This is a genomic window from Chitinimonas sp. (assembly GCF_041904975.1).
Lineage (GTDB): Bacteria > Pseudomonadota > Gammaproteobacteria > Burkholderiales > Chitinimonadaceae > Chitinimonas.
In genome coordinates this window covers 1-14,707 of the sequence record NZ_JAYRLZ010000096.1, presented here as the reverse complement: position 1 = coordinate 14,707, position 14,707 = coordinate 1, and the positions used below count along the sequence as shown (strand labels likewise).

Sequence of the window (14,707 nt, the reverse complement as noted above, 5' to 3'; positions counted from 1 at the left end):
CAGCGGGCGCTGCTGCAGCTGAACTCCAGGCACCGGGCTGATGCCCTGGGCAGCATCGAAGAGGCGATCGCCTTGTTCGCGCGTCAAACACCGGCACCCGCCAGTGGCATACAGCGCCAGGCCCACAATGCGATGGGACGCATCCTGGCGGCAGACAATCGCTGGGACGAGGCAATTGCGGCATTCCAGCGTGCCGAGACCCTTGGGGCCAAGGAGTTCGGTGGCCAGAGTTATCAGGCGGCGGTGAACCGCTACTGGATCGCCCGTTTGCAGGTGGCGCAGGATAAGGTTGCCGAAGCCAAGGCCAGCTTTCGCAATGTGCTGGCGATCTATGAAAAGAGCCTGGGCGAAAACCATTACGAAACACGCCAGGTCAAGTCGCGGCTTGGCTTGCTGCTGTGCCTGCGCGGTGAGCCGGATGCCGGGCTGGCCATGCTGCAGTCCTTGTTGAATCAGCCGGTACCGGCCGATCATGCCGATGATCTGGTAAGCGATTTCGTTCGGGCCAAGCTTGGCGAAATCTACAACGATCGCGGCGATCTGGCCGAGGCCGAGCGCATGACCAAACCGGTCGTCATGGCGGCCGATGGCGATAAGCCCAGCCAGGATCGCGGCATGGCGCTGCTGGCGCACGCCCATACCCTGGCTTTGCGTGGGCGCTTCAACGAGGCCTGGCAAAGTCATGCCAGGGCTGCGGCCGTGTTCCAGAGCCTGGGTGCGGCGCGTAGCGGGGTCGGTGTCTATGTGCCGATCATGGCGGTGGATATCGCCAATATGGAGGGCAGGCCGGAGCGTGCAGCCGTTGCCTTGGCCAGCGCGGCCGCAGTGCCGCAGGCAGCGGGGCAGGGGCCGTCGCGCCAGCTGAGCCTGCTGCAGCTGGAAGGGGATTTGCGCATGGTCGAGGGAAAGCCCGCTGCCGCCTTGCTGCTGTACCGGCAGCTGATTGCCTTGCTGGCACAAACACCCAATGGCTCATCGGAGCACGAGCGGCTCGCCCTGGTGCATCTGGGCGAGGGGCGTGCGCTGCTGGCCATGGCGGACTTGCCGGCGGCGCGCCAAGCCCTGGAAAAAGCACTGGCCCATCGCGTGCAGACCGGGGTGGCGCACGGCATCTGGCCGGGACAGATACGCAGCTATCTCGCGCTGGTGCTGGCGCAACAGGGAAAACACAGCGAGGCGCTTGCGCAACAGGCGCTGGCACGCGCCGATCTGCAATCCCAACAGCCCCTGGCTGCGGTATTCACTGCGCCCTTGACTCAGCTTGAGCAAGTGGCCGCCAAGCGCAACGGTCGTGACTGATCGATACGACTTGTTGCTGAAGCGTTTTGCCGGTGCTCGCATCCGACTTCGGCTGCTATTGGTGCCGGCATGCTGACCTGTTACAGACGATGGAGGTTACGCCTGGCTTCTTCCTGCTCGTGTGGCTGGGGTATCGGGTAGGAGGGAAAGCCTGCGCTGGCGCGAAAGCGCAATGGATCAGAGCTACGCAGCTCTTTTTCCATCACCACGATGGAGTCGTAAAAATGCAGACTACCCAATTCCAAGGTGTAGCGCGGCCGTGTAGAAAGGAGCGGATCGGCTTGCCAAAGGCCATGCAGGTCGTCGACCAGCAGCTTGCTGTATTCGATAAAGCTTTGCGGCGCACGCCAGCCGCCGCCAAAGGCGTGGCGGTAGCAGCTGTGGGTGTCTTCAACCATGAACACGCCGCCGTCGCGCAGATGCGGCCAACCAAGCTGATGGGTCAGGATCATATGGGCACTGAAGTGCGAGCCGTCGTCGATGATGATGTCGAACGGACCATGTAGATCCAGCACCTCGCGCAACCGTTCGGCATTGCCCTGGTCGCCGATCTCGATGGCAATCTGCTCGGTCTCGAATGCCTTGCAGCGCGGGTCGATATCAAAGCCTACCAGACTGGCTTGCGGCCCGAGATACCTTGCCAGCACCTCCAGCGAGCCGCCATGGAAGACGCCGATTTCCAGCACTCGCACTGGCTTGTCGCGATAGCCAGCCAGATGTCGCTCGTAGATTTTCGGATAATGCGACCACTTGTCTATCCAGCGGCCTTGATGTTGCTTCATTGCATCGAGGTAGGTTGCGGGTCGCATCGCTCTGTCCTGGCGCCTATTCGATCAAGGCATCAATATAGTCACGTGCCTCGAATGGCCGCAAATCATCGATGCCTTCGCCGACACCAATGAAGCGCAGCGGAATGGCTTTCTGCTTGGCGATGCCGGCAATCACCCCGCCTTTGGCGGTGCCGTCGAGCTTGGTCAGCACCAGGCCGGTGAGGCCCAGCGCATCGTCAAAGGCCTTGGCCTGCATCAGGGCGTTCTGGCCGGTATTGGCGTCGAGCACCAGCAGGACTTCATGCGGGCCACTCGGGTCGGCCTTGGCGATCACCCGTTTTACCTTGGCGATTTCGTCCATCAGATGCAACTGCGTCGGCAGGCGGCCGGCGGTGTCGGCTAGCACGATGTCGATACCGCGTGCCTTGGCGGCATTGATCGCATCAAAGCACACTGCTGCCGAATCGCCGCCGTCCTGGGCGATCACCGTCACATTGTTGCGCTCGCCCCAGGCCATCAGCTGTTCGCGGGCGGCAGCGCGGAAGGTGTCGCCGGCGGCCAGCAATACGCTCTTGCCCTGGCTTTGGTAGTACTTGGCCAGCTTGCCGATGCTGGTGGTTTTGCCGGCACCGTTGACGCCGGCCACCATGATGATGAAGGGCTTGTGGCCTTCTACCACCAGGGGCTGCTCCAGTGGCTGGATCAGATCCTGCAAGGCGCCTTTCAGTGCGCCTTTCAACTCGCTGGCATCCTTGAGGCCAGCCAGGCTCACCCGGTTGCGTACATCCTTGAGCAGATGCACGGTCGCATCCACGCCCATATCGGCGGTGAGCAGAATGGTTTCCAGCTCTTCATACAGGTCTTCGTCGATCTGGCCGCCGCCAAACAGCGCGGCCAGCTCCTTGCCGAATTTGTCGCGGGTTTTGGCCAGACCCGCCTTGAGCTTGTACTGCCAGACTTCTTTCGAGGCTTGGGCGACATCCTTGGCCAATACCGTGACATCGGTATTGAGCACTTCGACGGTTTTTTGCCAGAACGATTTTTCTTCGGCGGCCGGGGCAGCTGCAGGGGCGGCCAGTGGTGGCGATGCCGGTGCTGGCGCGGCGGCTGTTGCTGCTTCGGTGGGGGCGGTTGTCGCTGCGCTGCTGACTGTCGATGCCGCTTCTGCAGGCGGGGCGGCTTGGGGGGCGGGTGCCGGCGCGGCGGGTTTGTCGCCACCAACCAGCTCGCCCAGGTCGGTATTCAGTGCTTTCCAGAGTTTTTTACCCCAGCCGCTTTCGCTGTTTTGCGGGTTTTGCGTATCGGACATCGTATTGATATTTCGTGAGAATCCGGGCGGTGCCCTAGTTGGGGTAGGATTCTAGCGTTTCCACCCGCTTGTCCCAAACTCTTCGCATGACTTCGTCCCCGCAAAAATCCGCCAAGGCCGGCGCCGGCCGCAACCAGCTACGCATCATTGGCGGTGAATACCGCCGCCGTACCCTCAGCTTTCCCGACGGCGACGGCCTGCGCCCAACGCCGGACCGGGTGCGTGAGACCCTGTTCAATTGGCTGGGCCAGGAGCTGCATGGCCAGATCTGCCTTGATTTGTTTGCCGGGGCTGGCGGCCTCGGTTTCGAGGCGGCATCGCGCGGAGCGCGACGGGTAGTGATGGTCGAGCAATCGCGCACGGCACTGGCGGCCTTGCGCAGCAACAAGGAGCTGCTCAAGGCTGCGGCGGTCGACATCGTGGCAGCCGATGCCCTGGCTTGGCTCGCGCGCAACCAGACGCCCTTCGATCTGGTCTTGCTTGACCCCCCGTTCGCTTCTGATTTGCTGGGCAAGTCGCTGGCGATGCTGGCACCGCATCTCTCTGCAACAGCGCGGGTATATATCGAAGGCGCCAGCTGGCCCGAACTGGCAGGCTGGGAAGTACTGCGCGAAGGCAAGGCGGGCGCGGTGCGCTATGGCTTGCTACGCCGCGCGCTGGCGCAAGACTGATTGGAAGCGCGACTGGTGCGCCGGTCGCGTCGAGCGATTTTTCAAACAAGGATGGCTGTGATGATCAAGGTAAACGAGTATTTCGACGGTAAGGTGAAGTCGCTGGGTTTTGCCATGGGCCAGGGCGCGGCGACGGTCGGCGTGATGGCGCCGGGCGAATATGAATTCGGCACCGCCGCGCCGGAGGTGATGACGGTGGTGGCAGGCGCCCTGACCGTCAAGCTGCCGGGCCATGAGCACTGGCAAACGTTTGAAGCCGGCAGCCAGTTCAATGTGGCCGGCAATAGCAAGTTCCAGCTACGGGTGGCGGTGGATAGCGCGTACTTGTGCGAGTTTCGGTAGGCAGGTGCGCGCTGGCTTGATGCGTTCAGCATGATGCCTGTCACAAAACAAAACGCCCGGTTTTGCCGGGCGTTTTGTATGGCGAAAGTCTAACTCACTTCGGTGGCTGGCCAGCCTGCCACGGCATCGGCACCGGATTGTTGTTGATGCTGAGCTGACCTTGCTTCCAGTCGGCGCTGCTCGACAGTACATCTCCTTCCACCTTGATCAGCTTTTGCTCGGTCAGCTTGCTGATCTGGCTTTCCATCAGATTGCGCGCCAGATTATCGAGCTCGGCCGGATCAGGATGCTCGCCTTCGGCGGTATCGGTGGCGATCATGCCGCGCGCTTTCCACAGGGCGAAGGTTTCGATCACCTGCTTGGGCACCTTCAGGTCGGCATGGGCTTGCAGGCGCTCCAGCAGCTTCAAGGGCTGGTTCAGGTCTTCATCCTTGAAGCCCTTCAAGGCCAGATCGGCATGCAGTACCACCTCGCCTTCCGGCAGCTTGACCGACAATTCCTTGATCGACAGTGCCGGATCGTTGCGCAGCAGTGGCAGACCATCCTTGCGGAAGGTGTCGAGCATCTTGTTGGCCTGCTCGGTCGGGTTGCCCGGTTCGCGCTGGATCTTGGTCACCGCTTGCGACAGCTTGAACAGGGTCGGGCCGTGCAGATGGTTGGCCGCGACCGACAGCTTGGCAGGGCCATAGCTCTTGCCGCTGATCGCCAGCGTCTTCATGCTGATATCGCCGCTGGAGTTGATGAAGTCGCCCGTCTCCGAGGTCTTGACCTGGTAGGCCACGCCATCGAGCTTCACATCGAGCGGCTCTTCGCCTTCGGCCACTTCCTTGCGCTGCAGGCTGGCCGATGCCAGGGTCAGCTTGCCATCGCCGAGCATCAGGCCGGCTTTGCCGCGCTGGTTGTGCGACTCGAAGCGCAATTCCTTGATTTCCAGCGAGCCCTTGGGGCCGGCTTCGAACTTCAGGCCGGGCGCAAGGGCATTGATATCGACACGGTTGAAGTCGCCGCCATAGGCCAGGCTGACATCGAGGCCCTGCCACACCGATTTCACCTTGGCCAGGGTTTCTTCATAAGTGAAGCTCGGAATCTTCACCGCAAATACGCCGTCGTCGTTGAACTGGATGCGGTTCTCGATCTGCAGCGGTTTTTGCTCGCCGAATACCTTGGTCAGCCATTTTTGCGTGTCGGCGCTGAACTGCACATCGGTGACCACATGGGCTTTGAGCAAGGAGAAACCACCCTTGGACAGCAGCGGGAAGGGGCCGTGGGAGATGGTCTGCTCATAGGTCAGCTGCAGATTGGGCATTTCCTTGCCTGCCAGAGACAGCACTTCCATATAGGGCTGGGTCAGGGTCGGATTCAGCGCAATGGTGGTGCGCTCATGCGAGCTGAAAATGCCGCGCTGGTAGTCGTGCGACTTGACCACGAAGTAGGGCAGGTCGGCCAACAGCTTGTGTTGCTTGGCCAGGGTGATTTCGGCCTGCTTGCCGGCATACCAGCTGGCGCCGGTGTAGGAGAGGCCCGCCACACCGAGTGCGGCGAGAATGACTATCGGTAGTTTTTTCACAGGAAACTCGGTGTGGTTGTTGTCAGGCAGGTGGTTTAGCCATTGGCAGCTGGTGGATGCTGTATACCGGTCGCTGCCAATGGTTGAAATGGATTAAATCGCCCGCGCCAATTCGATGGCGCGGCCCAGATAGCTGGCTGGGGTCATTTCCAGCAGGCGGGTTTTTTCAGCATCAGGAATCGCCAGCGAGCGGATGAAACTATGCAGGGTGTCGCGGTTGATGCCGCCCTTGCCACGGGTCAGGTCTTTCAGCTGCTCATAGGCGTTCGGCACCGAGTAGCGGCGCATCACTGTCTGGATCGGCTCGGCCAGCACTTCCCAGTTGGCATCGAGATCATCGAGCATGGCTTGCGGATTGGCTTCCAGCTTGTTCAGACCCTTGATGGCCGATGCATAGCCGAGCAGCGAGTAACCGAGCGCCACGCCCATATTGCGCAGCACGGTGGAGTCGGTCAGGTCGCGCTGCCAGCGCGAGATCGGCAGCTTCTGGCTCAGATGGGTGAGCAGTGCATTGGCGAGGCCGAGATTGCCTTCGGAGTTTTCGAAGTCGATCGGATTGACCTTGTGCGGCATGGTCGAGCTGCCCACTTCGCCAGCCTTGACCTTCTGCTTGAAAAAGCCCAGCGAGATATAGCCCCAGATATCGCGGTTCATATCGATCAGGATGGTATTGGCGCGGGCGAGGTTGTCGTACAGCTCGCTCATATAGTCATGCGGCTCGATCTGGATGGTATAGGGGTTGAAGCTGATGCCGAGCGATTCGACAAAGCGTTGCGCAAATGCCGGCCAATCAACATCGGGGTAGGCGCTCAGGTGGGCGTTGTAGTTGCCCACGGCGCCATTGATCTTGCCCATCAGCTCGACCTTGGCAATGCGCTCGATCTGCCGCTCCAGGCGGTAGGCGATATTCGCCATCTCCTTGCCCATGGTGGTCGGCGTCGCTGGCTGGCCGTGAGTGCGCGACATCATCGGCTTGTCGGCCAGTTCATGGGCCAAGGCTTTCAGACGGCTGACGATCTCGGCCAGCTTGGGCAGCATCGCCTGTTCGCGGCCGGCTTTAAGCATCAGCGCATGCGAAAGGTTATTGATGTCTTCCGAGGTGCAGGCAAAGTGCAGGAATTCGGTCACCGGGCCGATTTCCGGGTTGCCGGACAGGCGCTCTTTCAGCCAGTACTCGACCGCCTTTACATCGTGGTTGGTGCGGCTTTCGATGGCCTTGACCTCGTCGGCATGGGCGACCGAGAAATGGGCCACCACTTCATCGAGCTCGGCAACGGTAGCAGCCGAAAACGCAGGTACTTCAGTAATGGCCGGCTCGGCCGCCAGGGCTTTGAGCCATTCCACTTCGACGCGCACCCGCTGCTTGATCAGGGCGTATTCGCTGAAGCAGTCGCGCAGGGCATCGACCTGGGTGTGGTAACGGCCGTCGAGTGGCGACAGGGCGGTCAGGGTGGAAAGCGTCATGGTGAAGGTACCTGGGCTGCTTGAAAAAAACGCGCGATTCTACCACGGCAGGCCAATGGCCGATGCCGACGGCATTACTTGCGCGCGACGGCAATCTTGCCGGTAATGGTGCCGAGTGCTGCTGAATAGCTGAATGGCCCGGCCAGCCGGCTGGCGCGGTCGGTGAGCGTCAGGATGTAGGACACATTCTTGCGATGCTTCACCGATAACTTGTTGCCTTCGAAGGTGGCGGCAACAAACGTCTCGTTCAGGTTGCCATAGGGCGTGTCGTACATCAGCGACTTGCCTGATACGGTCTTGCCATCGACCTTGTCGATCACCAAGACCGCGCGGCCGGTAAAGCCATATTCATCGACTTCCCACTCACCTTCCCAGGTGCCGACGATATTCGGCACCGGGCGCGGTTTGTGCACTTCGGCGGGTTTGGCCGGCTCGACCACGACCGGCTTCTCGATCACCACCACCGGTTCCGGTATCGGTTCTGGCTGCGGCGCTGGTGCAGCGGGTGGCGCCGGCGCAACCGGCGGTGCCGGTGGCGTGCTGGAGCAGGCAAACAGACAGAGCAGCGACAGGCAGGCGGTAAGGCGGGGCAGTAGGTTCATGCGGCGCTTAAATGAGGCAGGTAAAAAGCTGAGGCTCTGGGCGAGTGTGGCACTACAGATGCACCATTTCCAGGTGGCGCAGGCTGCGCCCGAGGAAACGCTCGCCGGTTGTCTGAAAGCGTAGCGGAATATCGGTCACATAGTAGCGATAGTCCGCTTCGTCCCGGCTGGGTGTGGCAAGTTCAAGATCGGCCAAGGTTGCTGCCACCTGTTCGGCCACGCTGACGGCGGAATCGACCAGCTTGATGGCATTGCCCACTTCCTGTGCCAGCAGGGGCTTGAGTAGCGGGTAGTGGGTGCAGCCGAGAATCAGGGTATCGATGCCCTCTGCCAGTACTGGTTTCAGGTATTCCTGCACGGTCATGCGGGTGACCGGATGATCCAGCCAGCCTTCCTCCACCAGTGGCACCAGCAAAGGGCAGGCTTGCGAGAACACGCGCGCATCGGCACGCAGTGCATGCACACCGCGCGCATAGGCATTGGAATTGACCGTCGTCGGGGTGGCAATGACGCCGATGGCGCCATTACGGCTGGCGGCCACTGCATTGGCGGCGCCGGCGCCGATGACGTCGAGCACCGGTACGCTGACCCGTTCGCGCAGCTTGTTGGCGGCAACCGCGGCGATGGTGTTGCAGGCGATCACCAGTAGTTTCACTTCCTGCTGCAGCATGAAATCGACGATCTGCTGGCCGAATTGCTCGATGGTGGCGATCGACTTCACCCCATAGGGCACCCGCGCGGTGTCGCCAAAATAGACGATATCTTCAAACGGCAGGCGCTCCATCAAGGCGCGGGTAACGGTGAGACCACCGATTCCGGAATCGAATACGCCAATCGGACGGGAGGCAAGCGAGGAGGGCATGGTGCGGGGTGGGGCGGCAAAGGCGCGATTCTACGTCATGCCGGCGCGCCCGGTTGTGATGTTTGTTTCGCTTGCGCCGGTATTTGTGCAGCGCTGCGGCCTTGATGGATAGCCCATGCCCAGCTGGTGTGCTCGCGCACCAGCTCGGACGGGTCGTCCAGTCGTGCTTGCAGGGCGGCAAGGATGGCCGGGCTGCTTGGTGCATTGCCAAGGCCCACCGCGATATTGCGCAGCCAGCGCTCATAGCCGATGCGATAGATGGCGCTGCCGGCCATGCGGCGCTCGAAGGTGGCCTGATCCCATGCAAACAATTCGACCAGCGATATATCGTCGAGGCCATTGCGCACGGTGAAATCGGCTTCGCGACTATCCACCGCAAAACGGTTCCAAGGGCAGAACAGCTGGCAATCGTCGCAGCCGTATACGCGGTTGCCGATCAGTGGCCGCAATTGCAGCGGAATGGCGCCTTTGAGCTCGATGGTCAGGTAAGAAATGCAGCGCCGTGCATCCACCTGATAGGGGGCGACGATGGCACGGGTGGGACAGACCTCGATACAGCGGCTGCAGCGGCCACAGTGTTCCTGCGGCAAGGGCGGGTCGATCGGCAGTGGCAGGTCGGTAAACAATTCACCCAGAAAAAACAGCGAGCCATGCTCGCGGCTCAGCAGCAGTGTGTGTTTGCCACGCCAGCCCAGGCCGGCGCGGGTGGCGGCTTCCACTTCCATCACCGGAGCCGAATCGACAAAGGCCCGATAGCCGAATGGCCCGACCTGTCTGGCAATGCGCTCGGCCAGGCTTTGCAGGCGGTTGCGCAGCACCTTGTGGTAGTCGCGGCCGAGGGCATAGCGAGAGATAAACGCGGCGCTGCCATCGTTTAATACCGCCTCGCTATCCTTGGCGGCTGGCGGGCGGTAGTTCATCCTTACCGAGATAATGCGCCGGGTGCCGGGGACCAGCTCGGCAGGTCGGGCACGCTTTGTGCCGTGCGCCGCCATATAATCCATCTCGCCGTGCTGGCCGGCCGCCAGCCAGGCGTCGAGATTGCGCTGCGCCTGCGGCCCAAGCTCGGCATCGCCTATCATCGCCGCATCAAAGCCCAGCTCGCTCGCCCAGCGCTTGATATCGGCGGCCAGCGCGGCCCAATCGTGTTCTCCGGAAGTTTCGCTCTTATGCATAGCCAAGATCATACCCTGACCGCTTACCTGGCCGATGAGGCAGCCACCCTGGCGCTGGGCGAGATGCTGGCCGGTGCCTTGCGCGGCGGCATGACGATTTTTCTGCTGGGCGACCTCGGCGCCGGCAAAACCACCCTGACTCGTGGCATATTGCGCGGCCTGGGCTTTACCGGCCGGGTAAAAAGCCCGACCTATACCCTGGTTGAACCTTATGTAATTTCTAACTTATACTTGCATCACTTTGATTTATATCGGTTTGCCGATCCGCTCGAGTGGGAAGATGCTGGTTTCAGGGAGATGTTCAATCCCGCTAGCGTCTGCCTGGTGGAATGGCCCGACAAGGCCGAGGGCTTATTGCCCGAGCCGGATTGGACGATTTCCTTGCAAGACCATCTCGAAGGCCGACGTTTCTCGCTGACCGCCGGAACGGCAACTGGAGCACTATGTCTCGCCTGCCTGAACGATTTCGATACGACCCCGCCCGCCGCCTGATGCTGCGTGGCGCCATTGCCACACTCCTGATCGGCGCCGCGCCGCGCGCGCTGGCCGGCAATAATGTGGTGGCGGTACGGGTGTGGCCGGCCAAGGCCTATACCCGCATTACCCTGGAATCGACCGTTCCGCTCAAATTCAACCAGTTCATGGTGCCGGACCCGGATCGCCTGGTGGTGGACTTGGAAGGGGCCGACTGGGGACGCGAGTTATCGGAAATCGCCCAGCGCATTGGCAGCGAAGACCCCTATGTGAAGGCCCTGCGCGCCGGCCGCTACAAGCCGGGCACGGTGCGGGTGGTGCTTGACCTCAAGGCCGAGGTGAAGCCGCAGGTATTCACCCTTGAGCCATTCGGCGAATACCAGCACCGGCTGGTGATCGACCTTTACCCGGCCAAACCGGAGGACCCTCTGCTGGGCTTGCTTGACGACAAGCCGGCCAAGGCGGACAAGCCTGCCAAGAAAGATGGCGAGGCAGTCAATCGCGACAAGCTCGATGTGGCGCGTCTGGTGACGGTGATGATCGACCCCGGCCATGGTGGCGAGGATCCGGGCGCGGTCGGCAAGGCCGGTACTTATGAGAAAACCGTGACGTTGGCCATCGGCAAGAAGCTCAAGGATCTGATCGATGCGCAGCCCAATATGCGGGCGGTGCTGACGCGTGACGACGATTACTTCGTGCCGCTGGGCCAGCGGGTGATCAAGGCGCGCAAGGTCAATGCCGATCTGTTCATGTCGATTCATGCCGATGCTTTCGTGAAGCCCGATGCACGCGGCTCCTCGGTGTTTGCGCTCAGCGAAGGCGGCGCCACCAGTACCGCGGCCAAGTGGCTGGCGCAGACCCAGAATGATTCCGACCTGATAGGCGGCGTGCGGCTGGATGTCAAAGACCCGTCGCTGGCACGTACCCTGTTCGATCTGACCCAGACCGCCACCATCAACGACAGCCTCAAGTTCGCCCGCGCCATGCTCGGCTCGGTCGGCGAGGTTAACCGCCTGCATCGCGGTGCGGTGGAGCAGGCCTCGTTTGCGGTGCTGAAAGCGCCGGATATTCCGTCCATCCTGGTGGAAACCGCATTCATCTCGAATCCGGAAGAGGAAAAACGCTTGAGCGACGAGCGCTATCAGGACAAGATGGCCGAGGCGCTGCTCAATGGCATCAAGCACTATTTATCGAAGAATCCGCCGCTGGCGCGCAACAAGCTGGCGTAGGTGCAAGTGCAGTAGCTCGTGGTACCCACAATAAAACGGAGTTGAGACTGTGAAGCCAAAGAAAGTCGTAGCACTGGCAACCATCTGCGTTCTGGTTGCAACGCGCGCCCTATGGGGTATGCGTCGCACTGCCTGATCGCACACAAACGGCCCGCAAGGGCCGTTTTGCTTTGGTGCCGCAACGCCATTGCCTGGGCACAGGATTGACGACGGGGTTTTTAGCTCAGCTGGCCAGTTTTTCCTTCAGGGCCAGCTTCACTGCAGTCAGCAGCTTGGCTGAGGTAAAGGGCTTCACCACAAAGCCGTTGGAGCCGAGCTTGAGCGCTGCAGATACCCGCTCGGCGGTGGCTTCGCTGGTGATCATGATCACCAGCGGCGGTTTTTCCAGCTTTTTCAGGCTGGCCAATACATCGAGACCGCTGGTGCCCGGCAGGTTGATATCGAGTATCACCAGGTCGGGCTTCTTGTCGATGCATTCCTTCAGGCCGCTTTCGCCGCTGGATTCGCTGGCCAGTTGATTCATGCCTTCATCACGCAGGATGCCGACGATCAGCGAGCGCAGCACGCTGTCATCGTCAATCACGCAAAAGCCGATCCCGTTTGCAGGCATGGTCCCTCTCCGGACGCGGTGTTGGTCACTGATATACTGCCGGCCTGATAAGCCTTGTGATGCACTAATGTCCCGAATCCAGCTATTGCCCGACCATTTGGTCAACCAGATTGCCGCCGGGGAAGTGGTTGAGCGCCCTGCGTCTGCGCTGAAAGAATTGCTGGAAAACAGCCTGGATGCGGGCGCTGCAGTTGTCAGCGTAGACATCATGGAGGGTGGAAGCAAACTGCTGCGGGTGACGGACGACGGCTCGGGCATTGCGCAAGACCAGCTGGCGCTGGCACTGAGCCGCCATGCCACCAGCAAGATTGCCTCGATGGAAGACCTGCAGCGGGTGCGCACCCTCGGCTTTCGCGGCGAAGGTCTCGCCAGTATTGCGTCGGTGTCGCAACTGGTGCTGAGCAGCCGTGCGCAAGGTGCTGATCGTGCCTGGCGGGTGGAGGCTGACAATGGCGTCATTCATGCCGCTGAGCCGGCATCGCTGGCCCAAGGTACCGTGGTGGAAGTGCGCGACCTGTATTTCAATGTGCCGGCGCGCCGCAAATTTCTGAAGACCGCCGCCACCGAATACGCCCATTGCGAAGATGTGTTCAAGCGGGTGGCGCTGTCGCGCCCGGACCTGGCCTTGACGCTGACCCACAACGGCAAGGTGCAATGGCGGCTCAAACCGGAAAGCCGAGCCGAGCGTGCACTGGCGCTGCTGGGCAAGGAATTCGCCGACACCATGCTGGCGATTGAAGAGCAGGCCGGGCCCTTGCGCGTGCAGGGTTTTGCCGGCTCGCCCACCGTATCGCGCGCCGGCCGCGATGCGCAGTTCGTGTTCGTCAATGGCCGCTTTGTACGCGACAAGGTGGTGGTGCATGCGGTGCGCGAGGCCTATCGCGACGTGCTGCATCTGGACCGGCAACCGCTGTATGTGCTGTTTGTCGAACTGGACCCGGAACTGGTGGATGTGAATGTGCATCCGACCAAGACCGAGGTGCGGTTTCGGGAATCGCAGGCGGTACATCGTTTTCTGTTTCATGCGCTGCACAAGACCCTGGCGCAGACTCGCGCCGGTGCGCAGGCGCCGGCCCTGGCCGAAGCGGCAGAAGGTCAGCCGCAAACTGCGCCAGCCGCCATGCCGTATCAACCCGCCTACCAACAGATGCGCATGCCGCTGGCGGTGCAGGACAAAGCAGCAGGGGACTTTTACGGCACCCTGTTTGGCGGCCTGCGCGAGGCCGAGCGTGCTGTGCGGCCGCCCGCTGATTTCGCAATGGCGGCGCAAGCGACAAACGCAGCGCGATTGCCCGCCGAGGCTGACGATGGCTTCCCGCCGCTTGGTTTTGCCCTGGCGCAGCTGCATGGCGTGTATGTACTGGCGCAGGCGCGTGAAGGGCTGATCGTCGTCGATATGCATGCCGCGCATGAGCGGGTGGTGTACGAGAAACTCAAACACGCGCTCGACAGCGATGCCATGCCCAGCCAGCCCTTGCTGCTGCCGCTGGCGTTTCCGGCCGACCGGCTCGATGTCGCTACGGTGGAAGAGCATGCCGACAAGCTCACTGCGCTGGGCTTTGAGCTGGCGGTGATGGGGCCGAACCAGCTGGCAGTACGGGCGATTCCGCTGTTATTGCAAGATGCCGACCCGATCGAGCTGGCGCGCAGCGTACTGGCCGATGTGCGTGAAGTCGGCGCGACCCGTGTGTTGACCGAAAAACGGGACGAATTGCTGGCCAGCATGGCCTGCCATGGAGCGGTGCGCGCCAATCGCAGCCTGACCCTGCCGGAAATGAACGCCCTGTTGCGCGAAATGGAGGCTACCGAGCGCAGCGGCCAGTGCAATCATGGCCGGCCAACCTGGTTCCGCCTGACCATGCAGGACCTGGACAAGCTGTTCATGCGGGGGCAATAGCCATGGGCCTGGTGCTGGCCGTCAAGTTGTTTGCTTCGCCCTTGCTGATCGGTCTGGCCAGCCTGGCCGGCCGTCGCTGGGGGCCGAATATCGCCGGATTGATCGGCGGTTTGCCGCTGGTGGGTGGCCCGGTGGTGCTGGCGCTGTGGCTGAGCCAGGGCAGTGCCTATGCCATCGAGGTGGCTCAGGCGGCGCCAGCCGGCGTGTGGGCCAATATCGCCTATATGCTGGCTTTCGGTTTTGCCAGCGCCCGGCTGCGCTGGCCGGGGGCGCTGCTGTGTGCCTGGCTTGCCTATTTGTCCAGTGCGCTGCTTCTGGATCAGCTTGGACTGGCGCGCAGCCTGGTCTTCGGCATCGCGGTATTACCCGGACTGTGGCTTGCTGCCACGCGCATTCTGCCCAAGCCGCAGGTACAACCCTTGCCGGCGCATCTGCC

15 protein-coding genes are annotated in these 14,707 nt (G+C 61.7%); 7 read left to right on the top strand and 8 right to left on the bottom strand.

The window, feature by feature from the left end:
- Positions 1–1,299 (top strand): tol-pal system YbgF family protein (locus ACE3OH_RS10900; RefSeq protein WP_374352011.1); only part of this gene is annotated, 1,299 nt, incomplete at its 5' end.
- Between the two features lie 80 nt (positions 1,300–1,379).
- Here the strand turns inward: ACE3OH_RS10900 and ACE3OH_RS10895 are convergent.
- Positions 1,380–2,108, bottom strand: coding sequence for a class I SAM-dependent methyltransferase (locus ACE3OH_RS10895; protein WP_374352008.1), 729 nt, complete (start codon positions 2,106–2,108; stop codon positions 1,380–1,382).
- Between the two features lie 16 nt (positions 2,109–2,124).
- A complete protein-coding gene (gene ftsY / locus ACE3OH_RS10890) occupies positions 2,125–3,378 on the bottom strand; it encodes a signal recognition particle-docking protein FtsY (RefSeq protein WP_374352005.1) in 1,254 nt (417 codons plus the stop codon).
- A gap of 86 nt (positions 3,379–3,464) precedes the next feature.
- Here ftsY and rsmD point away from each other — a divergent pair, with 86 nt between their 5' ends.
- Both rsmD and ACE3OH_RS10880 read left to right on the top strand, forming a co-directional pair.
- Complete coding sequence (gene rsmD, locus ACE3OH_RS10885) at positions 3,465–4,049, top strand: 16S rRNA (guanine(966)-N(2))-methyltransferase RsmD (RefSeq protein WP_374352002.1); 585 nt, start codon at positions 3,465–3,467, stop codon at positions 4,047–4,049.
- Positions 4,050–4,109: 60 nt separating this feature from the next.
- Positions 4,110–4,391: a pyrimidine/purine nucleoside phosphorylase gene (locus tag ACE3OH_RS10880; RefSeq protein WP_374351999.1), complete on the top strand. Its 282-nt coding sequence runs from the start codon at positions 4,110–4,112 to the stop codon at positions 4,389–4,391.
- Between the two features lie 94 nt (positions 4,392–4,485).
- Here the strand turns inward: ACE3OH_RS10880 and ACE3OH_RS10875 are convergent, their stop codons facing one another.
- The 5 genes from ACE3OH_RS10875 to queG all read right to left on the bottom strand — a co-directional run bounded on the left by ACE3OH_RS10875 (position 4,486) and on the right by queG (position 10,061).
- Positions 4,486–5,958 carry a YdgA family protein gene (locus tag ACE3OH_RS10875; RefSeq protein ID WP_374351996.1) on the bottom strand — a complete coding sequence of 491 codons (1,473 nt, stop codon included), beginning with the start codon at positions 5,956–5,958 and terminating at the stop codon, positions 4,486–4,488.
- Between the two features lie 93 nt (positions 5,959–6,051).
- Positions 6,052–7,422: an adenylosuccinate lyase gene (gene purB / locus ACE3OH_RS10870; RefSeq protein WP_374351992.1), complete on the bottom strand. Its 1,371-nt coding sequence runs from the start codon at positions 7,420–7,422 to the stop codon at positions 6,052–6,054.
- A 74-nt stretch (positions 7,423–7,496) separates the two neighbouring features.
- Positions 7,497–8,024: a hypothetical protein gene (locus ACE3OH_RS10865; protein ID WP_374351989.1), complete on the bottom strand. Its 528-nt coding sequence runs from the start codon at positions 8,022–8,024 to the stop codon at positions 7,497–7,499.
- Positions 8,025–8,076: 52 nt separating this feature from the next.
- Entirely contained in the window at positions 8,077–8,886 is an 810-nt protein-coding gene (gene murI, locus ACE3OH_RS10860; protein ID WP_374351987.1) for a glutamate racemase, read from the bottom strand.
- A gap of 35 nt (positions 8,887–8,921) precedes the next feature.
- Positions 8,922–10,061 carry a tRNA epoxyqueuosine(34) reductase QueG gene (queG, locus tag ACE3OH_RS10855; protein WP_374351983.1) on the bottom strand — a complete coding sequence of 380 codons (1,140 nt, stop codon included), beginning with the start codon at positions 10,059–10,061 and terminating at the stop codon, positions 8,922–8,924.
- On the opposite strand from queG, the gene tsaE reads away from it, so the two are divergent.
- Together tsaE and ACE3OH_RS10845 are read left to right on the top strand one after the other, a co-directional pair.
- The gene (gene tsaE, locus ACE3OH_RS10850; RefSeq protein WP_374351980.1) at positions 10,056–10,553 is read left to right on the top strand and encodes a tRNA (adenosine(37)-N6)-threonylcarbamoyltransferase complex ATPase subunit type 1 TsaE; all 498 of its coding nucleotides are present in this window, start codon (positions 10,056–10,058) and stop codon (positions 10,551–10,553) included. The genes queG and tsaE overlap by 6 nt on opposite strands.
- Positions 10,505–11,764 carry an N-acetylmuramoyl-L-alanine amidase gene (locus tag ACE3OH_RS10845; RefSeq protein ID WP_374351975.1) on the top strand — a complete coding sequence of 420 codons (1,260 nt, stop codon included), beginning with the start codon at positions 10,505–10,507 and terminating at the stop codon, positions 11,762–11,764. Before tsaE ends, ACE3OH_RS10845 begins: the two co-directional genes overlap by 49 nt.
- Positions 11,765–11,987: 223 nt before the next feature.
- Here the strand turns inward: ACE3OH_RS10845 and ACE3OH_RS10840 are convergent, their stop codons facing one another.
- Positions 11,988–12,374 (bottom strand): response regulator, encoded by a 387-nt coding sequence (locus ACE3OH_RS10840; protein ID WP_374351972.1) that lies wholly within the window; start codon positions 12,372–12,374, stop codon positions 11,988–11,990.
- Between the two features lie 67 nt (positions 12,375–12,441).
- Here ACE3OH_RS10840 and mutL point away from each other — a divergent pair, with 67 nt between their 5' ends.
- On the top strand, positions 12,442–14,271 hold the full coding sequence (gene mutL, locus ACE3OH_RS10835) for a DNA mismatch repair endonuclease MutL (protein WP_374351969.1): 1,830 nt from the start codon (positions 12,442–12,444) through the stop codon (positions 14,269–14,271).
- A gap of 2 nt (positions 14,272–14,273) precedes the next feature.
- The coding region (locus tag ACE3OH_RS10830) for a hypothetical protein (RefSeq protein WP_374351966.1) at positions 14,274–14,707 on the top strand (434 nt) is incomplete at its 3' end.

Excerpts from the sequence above, each read along its gene's own strand:
- ACE3OH_RS10865 (WP_374351989.1), bottom strand. The coding sequence starts at position 8,024 with ATGAACCTACTGCCCCGCCTTACCGCCTGCCTGTCGCTGCTCTGTCTG.
- murI (WP_374351987.1), bottom strand. The coding sequence starts at position 8,886 with ATGCCCTCCTCGCTTGCCTCCCGTCCGATTGGCGTATTCGATTCCGGA.
- ACE3OH_RS10895 (WP_374352008.1), bottom strand. The coding sequence starts at position 2,108 with ATGCGACCCGCAACCTACCTCGATGCAATGAAGCAACATCAAGGCCGC.
- purB (WP_374351992.1), bottom strand. The coding sequence starts at position 7,422 with ATGACGCTTTCCACCCTGACCGCCCTGTCGCCACTCGACGGCCGTTAC.
- ftsY (WP_374352005.1), bottom strand. The coding sequence starts at position 3,378 with ATGTCCGATACGCAAAACCCGCAAAACAGCGAAAGCGGCTGGGGTAAA.
- tsaE (WP_374351980.1), top strand. The coding sequence starts at position 10,056 with ATGCATAGCCAAGATCATACCCTGACCGCTTACCTGGCCGATGAGGCA.
- rsmD (WP_374352002.1), top strand. The coding sequence starts at position 3,465 with ATGACTTCGTCCCCGCAAAAATCCGCCAAGGCCGGCGCCGGCCGCAAC.
- ACE3OH_RS10880 (WP_374351999.1), top strand. The coding sequence starts at position 4,110 with ATGATCAAGGTAAACGAGTATTTCGACGGTAAGGTGAAGTCGCTGGGT.
- queG (WP_374351983.1), bottom strand. The coding sequence starts at position 10,061 with ATGCATAAGAGCGAAACTTCCGGAGAACACGATTGGGCCGCGCTGGCC.
- ACE3OH_RS10840 (WP_374351972.1), bottom strand. The coding sequence starts at position 12,374 with ATGCCTGCAAACGGGATCGGCTTTTGCGTGATTGACGATGACAGCGTG.
- mutL (WP_374351969.1), top strand. The coding sequence starts at position 12,442 with ATGTCCCGAATCCAGCTATTGCCCGACCATTTGGTCAACCAGATTGCC.
- ACE3OH_RS10845 (WP_374351975.1), top strand. The coding sequence starts at position 10,505 with ATGTCTCGCCTGCCTGAACGATTTCGATACGACCCCGCCCGCCGCCTG.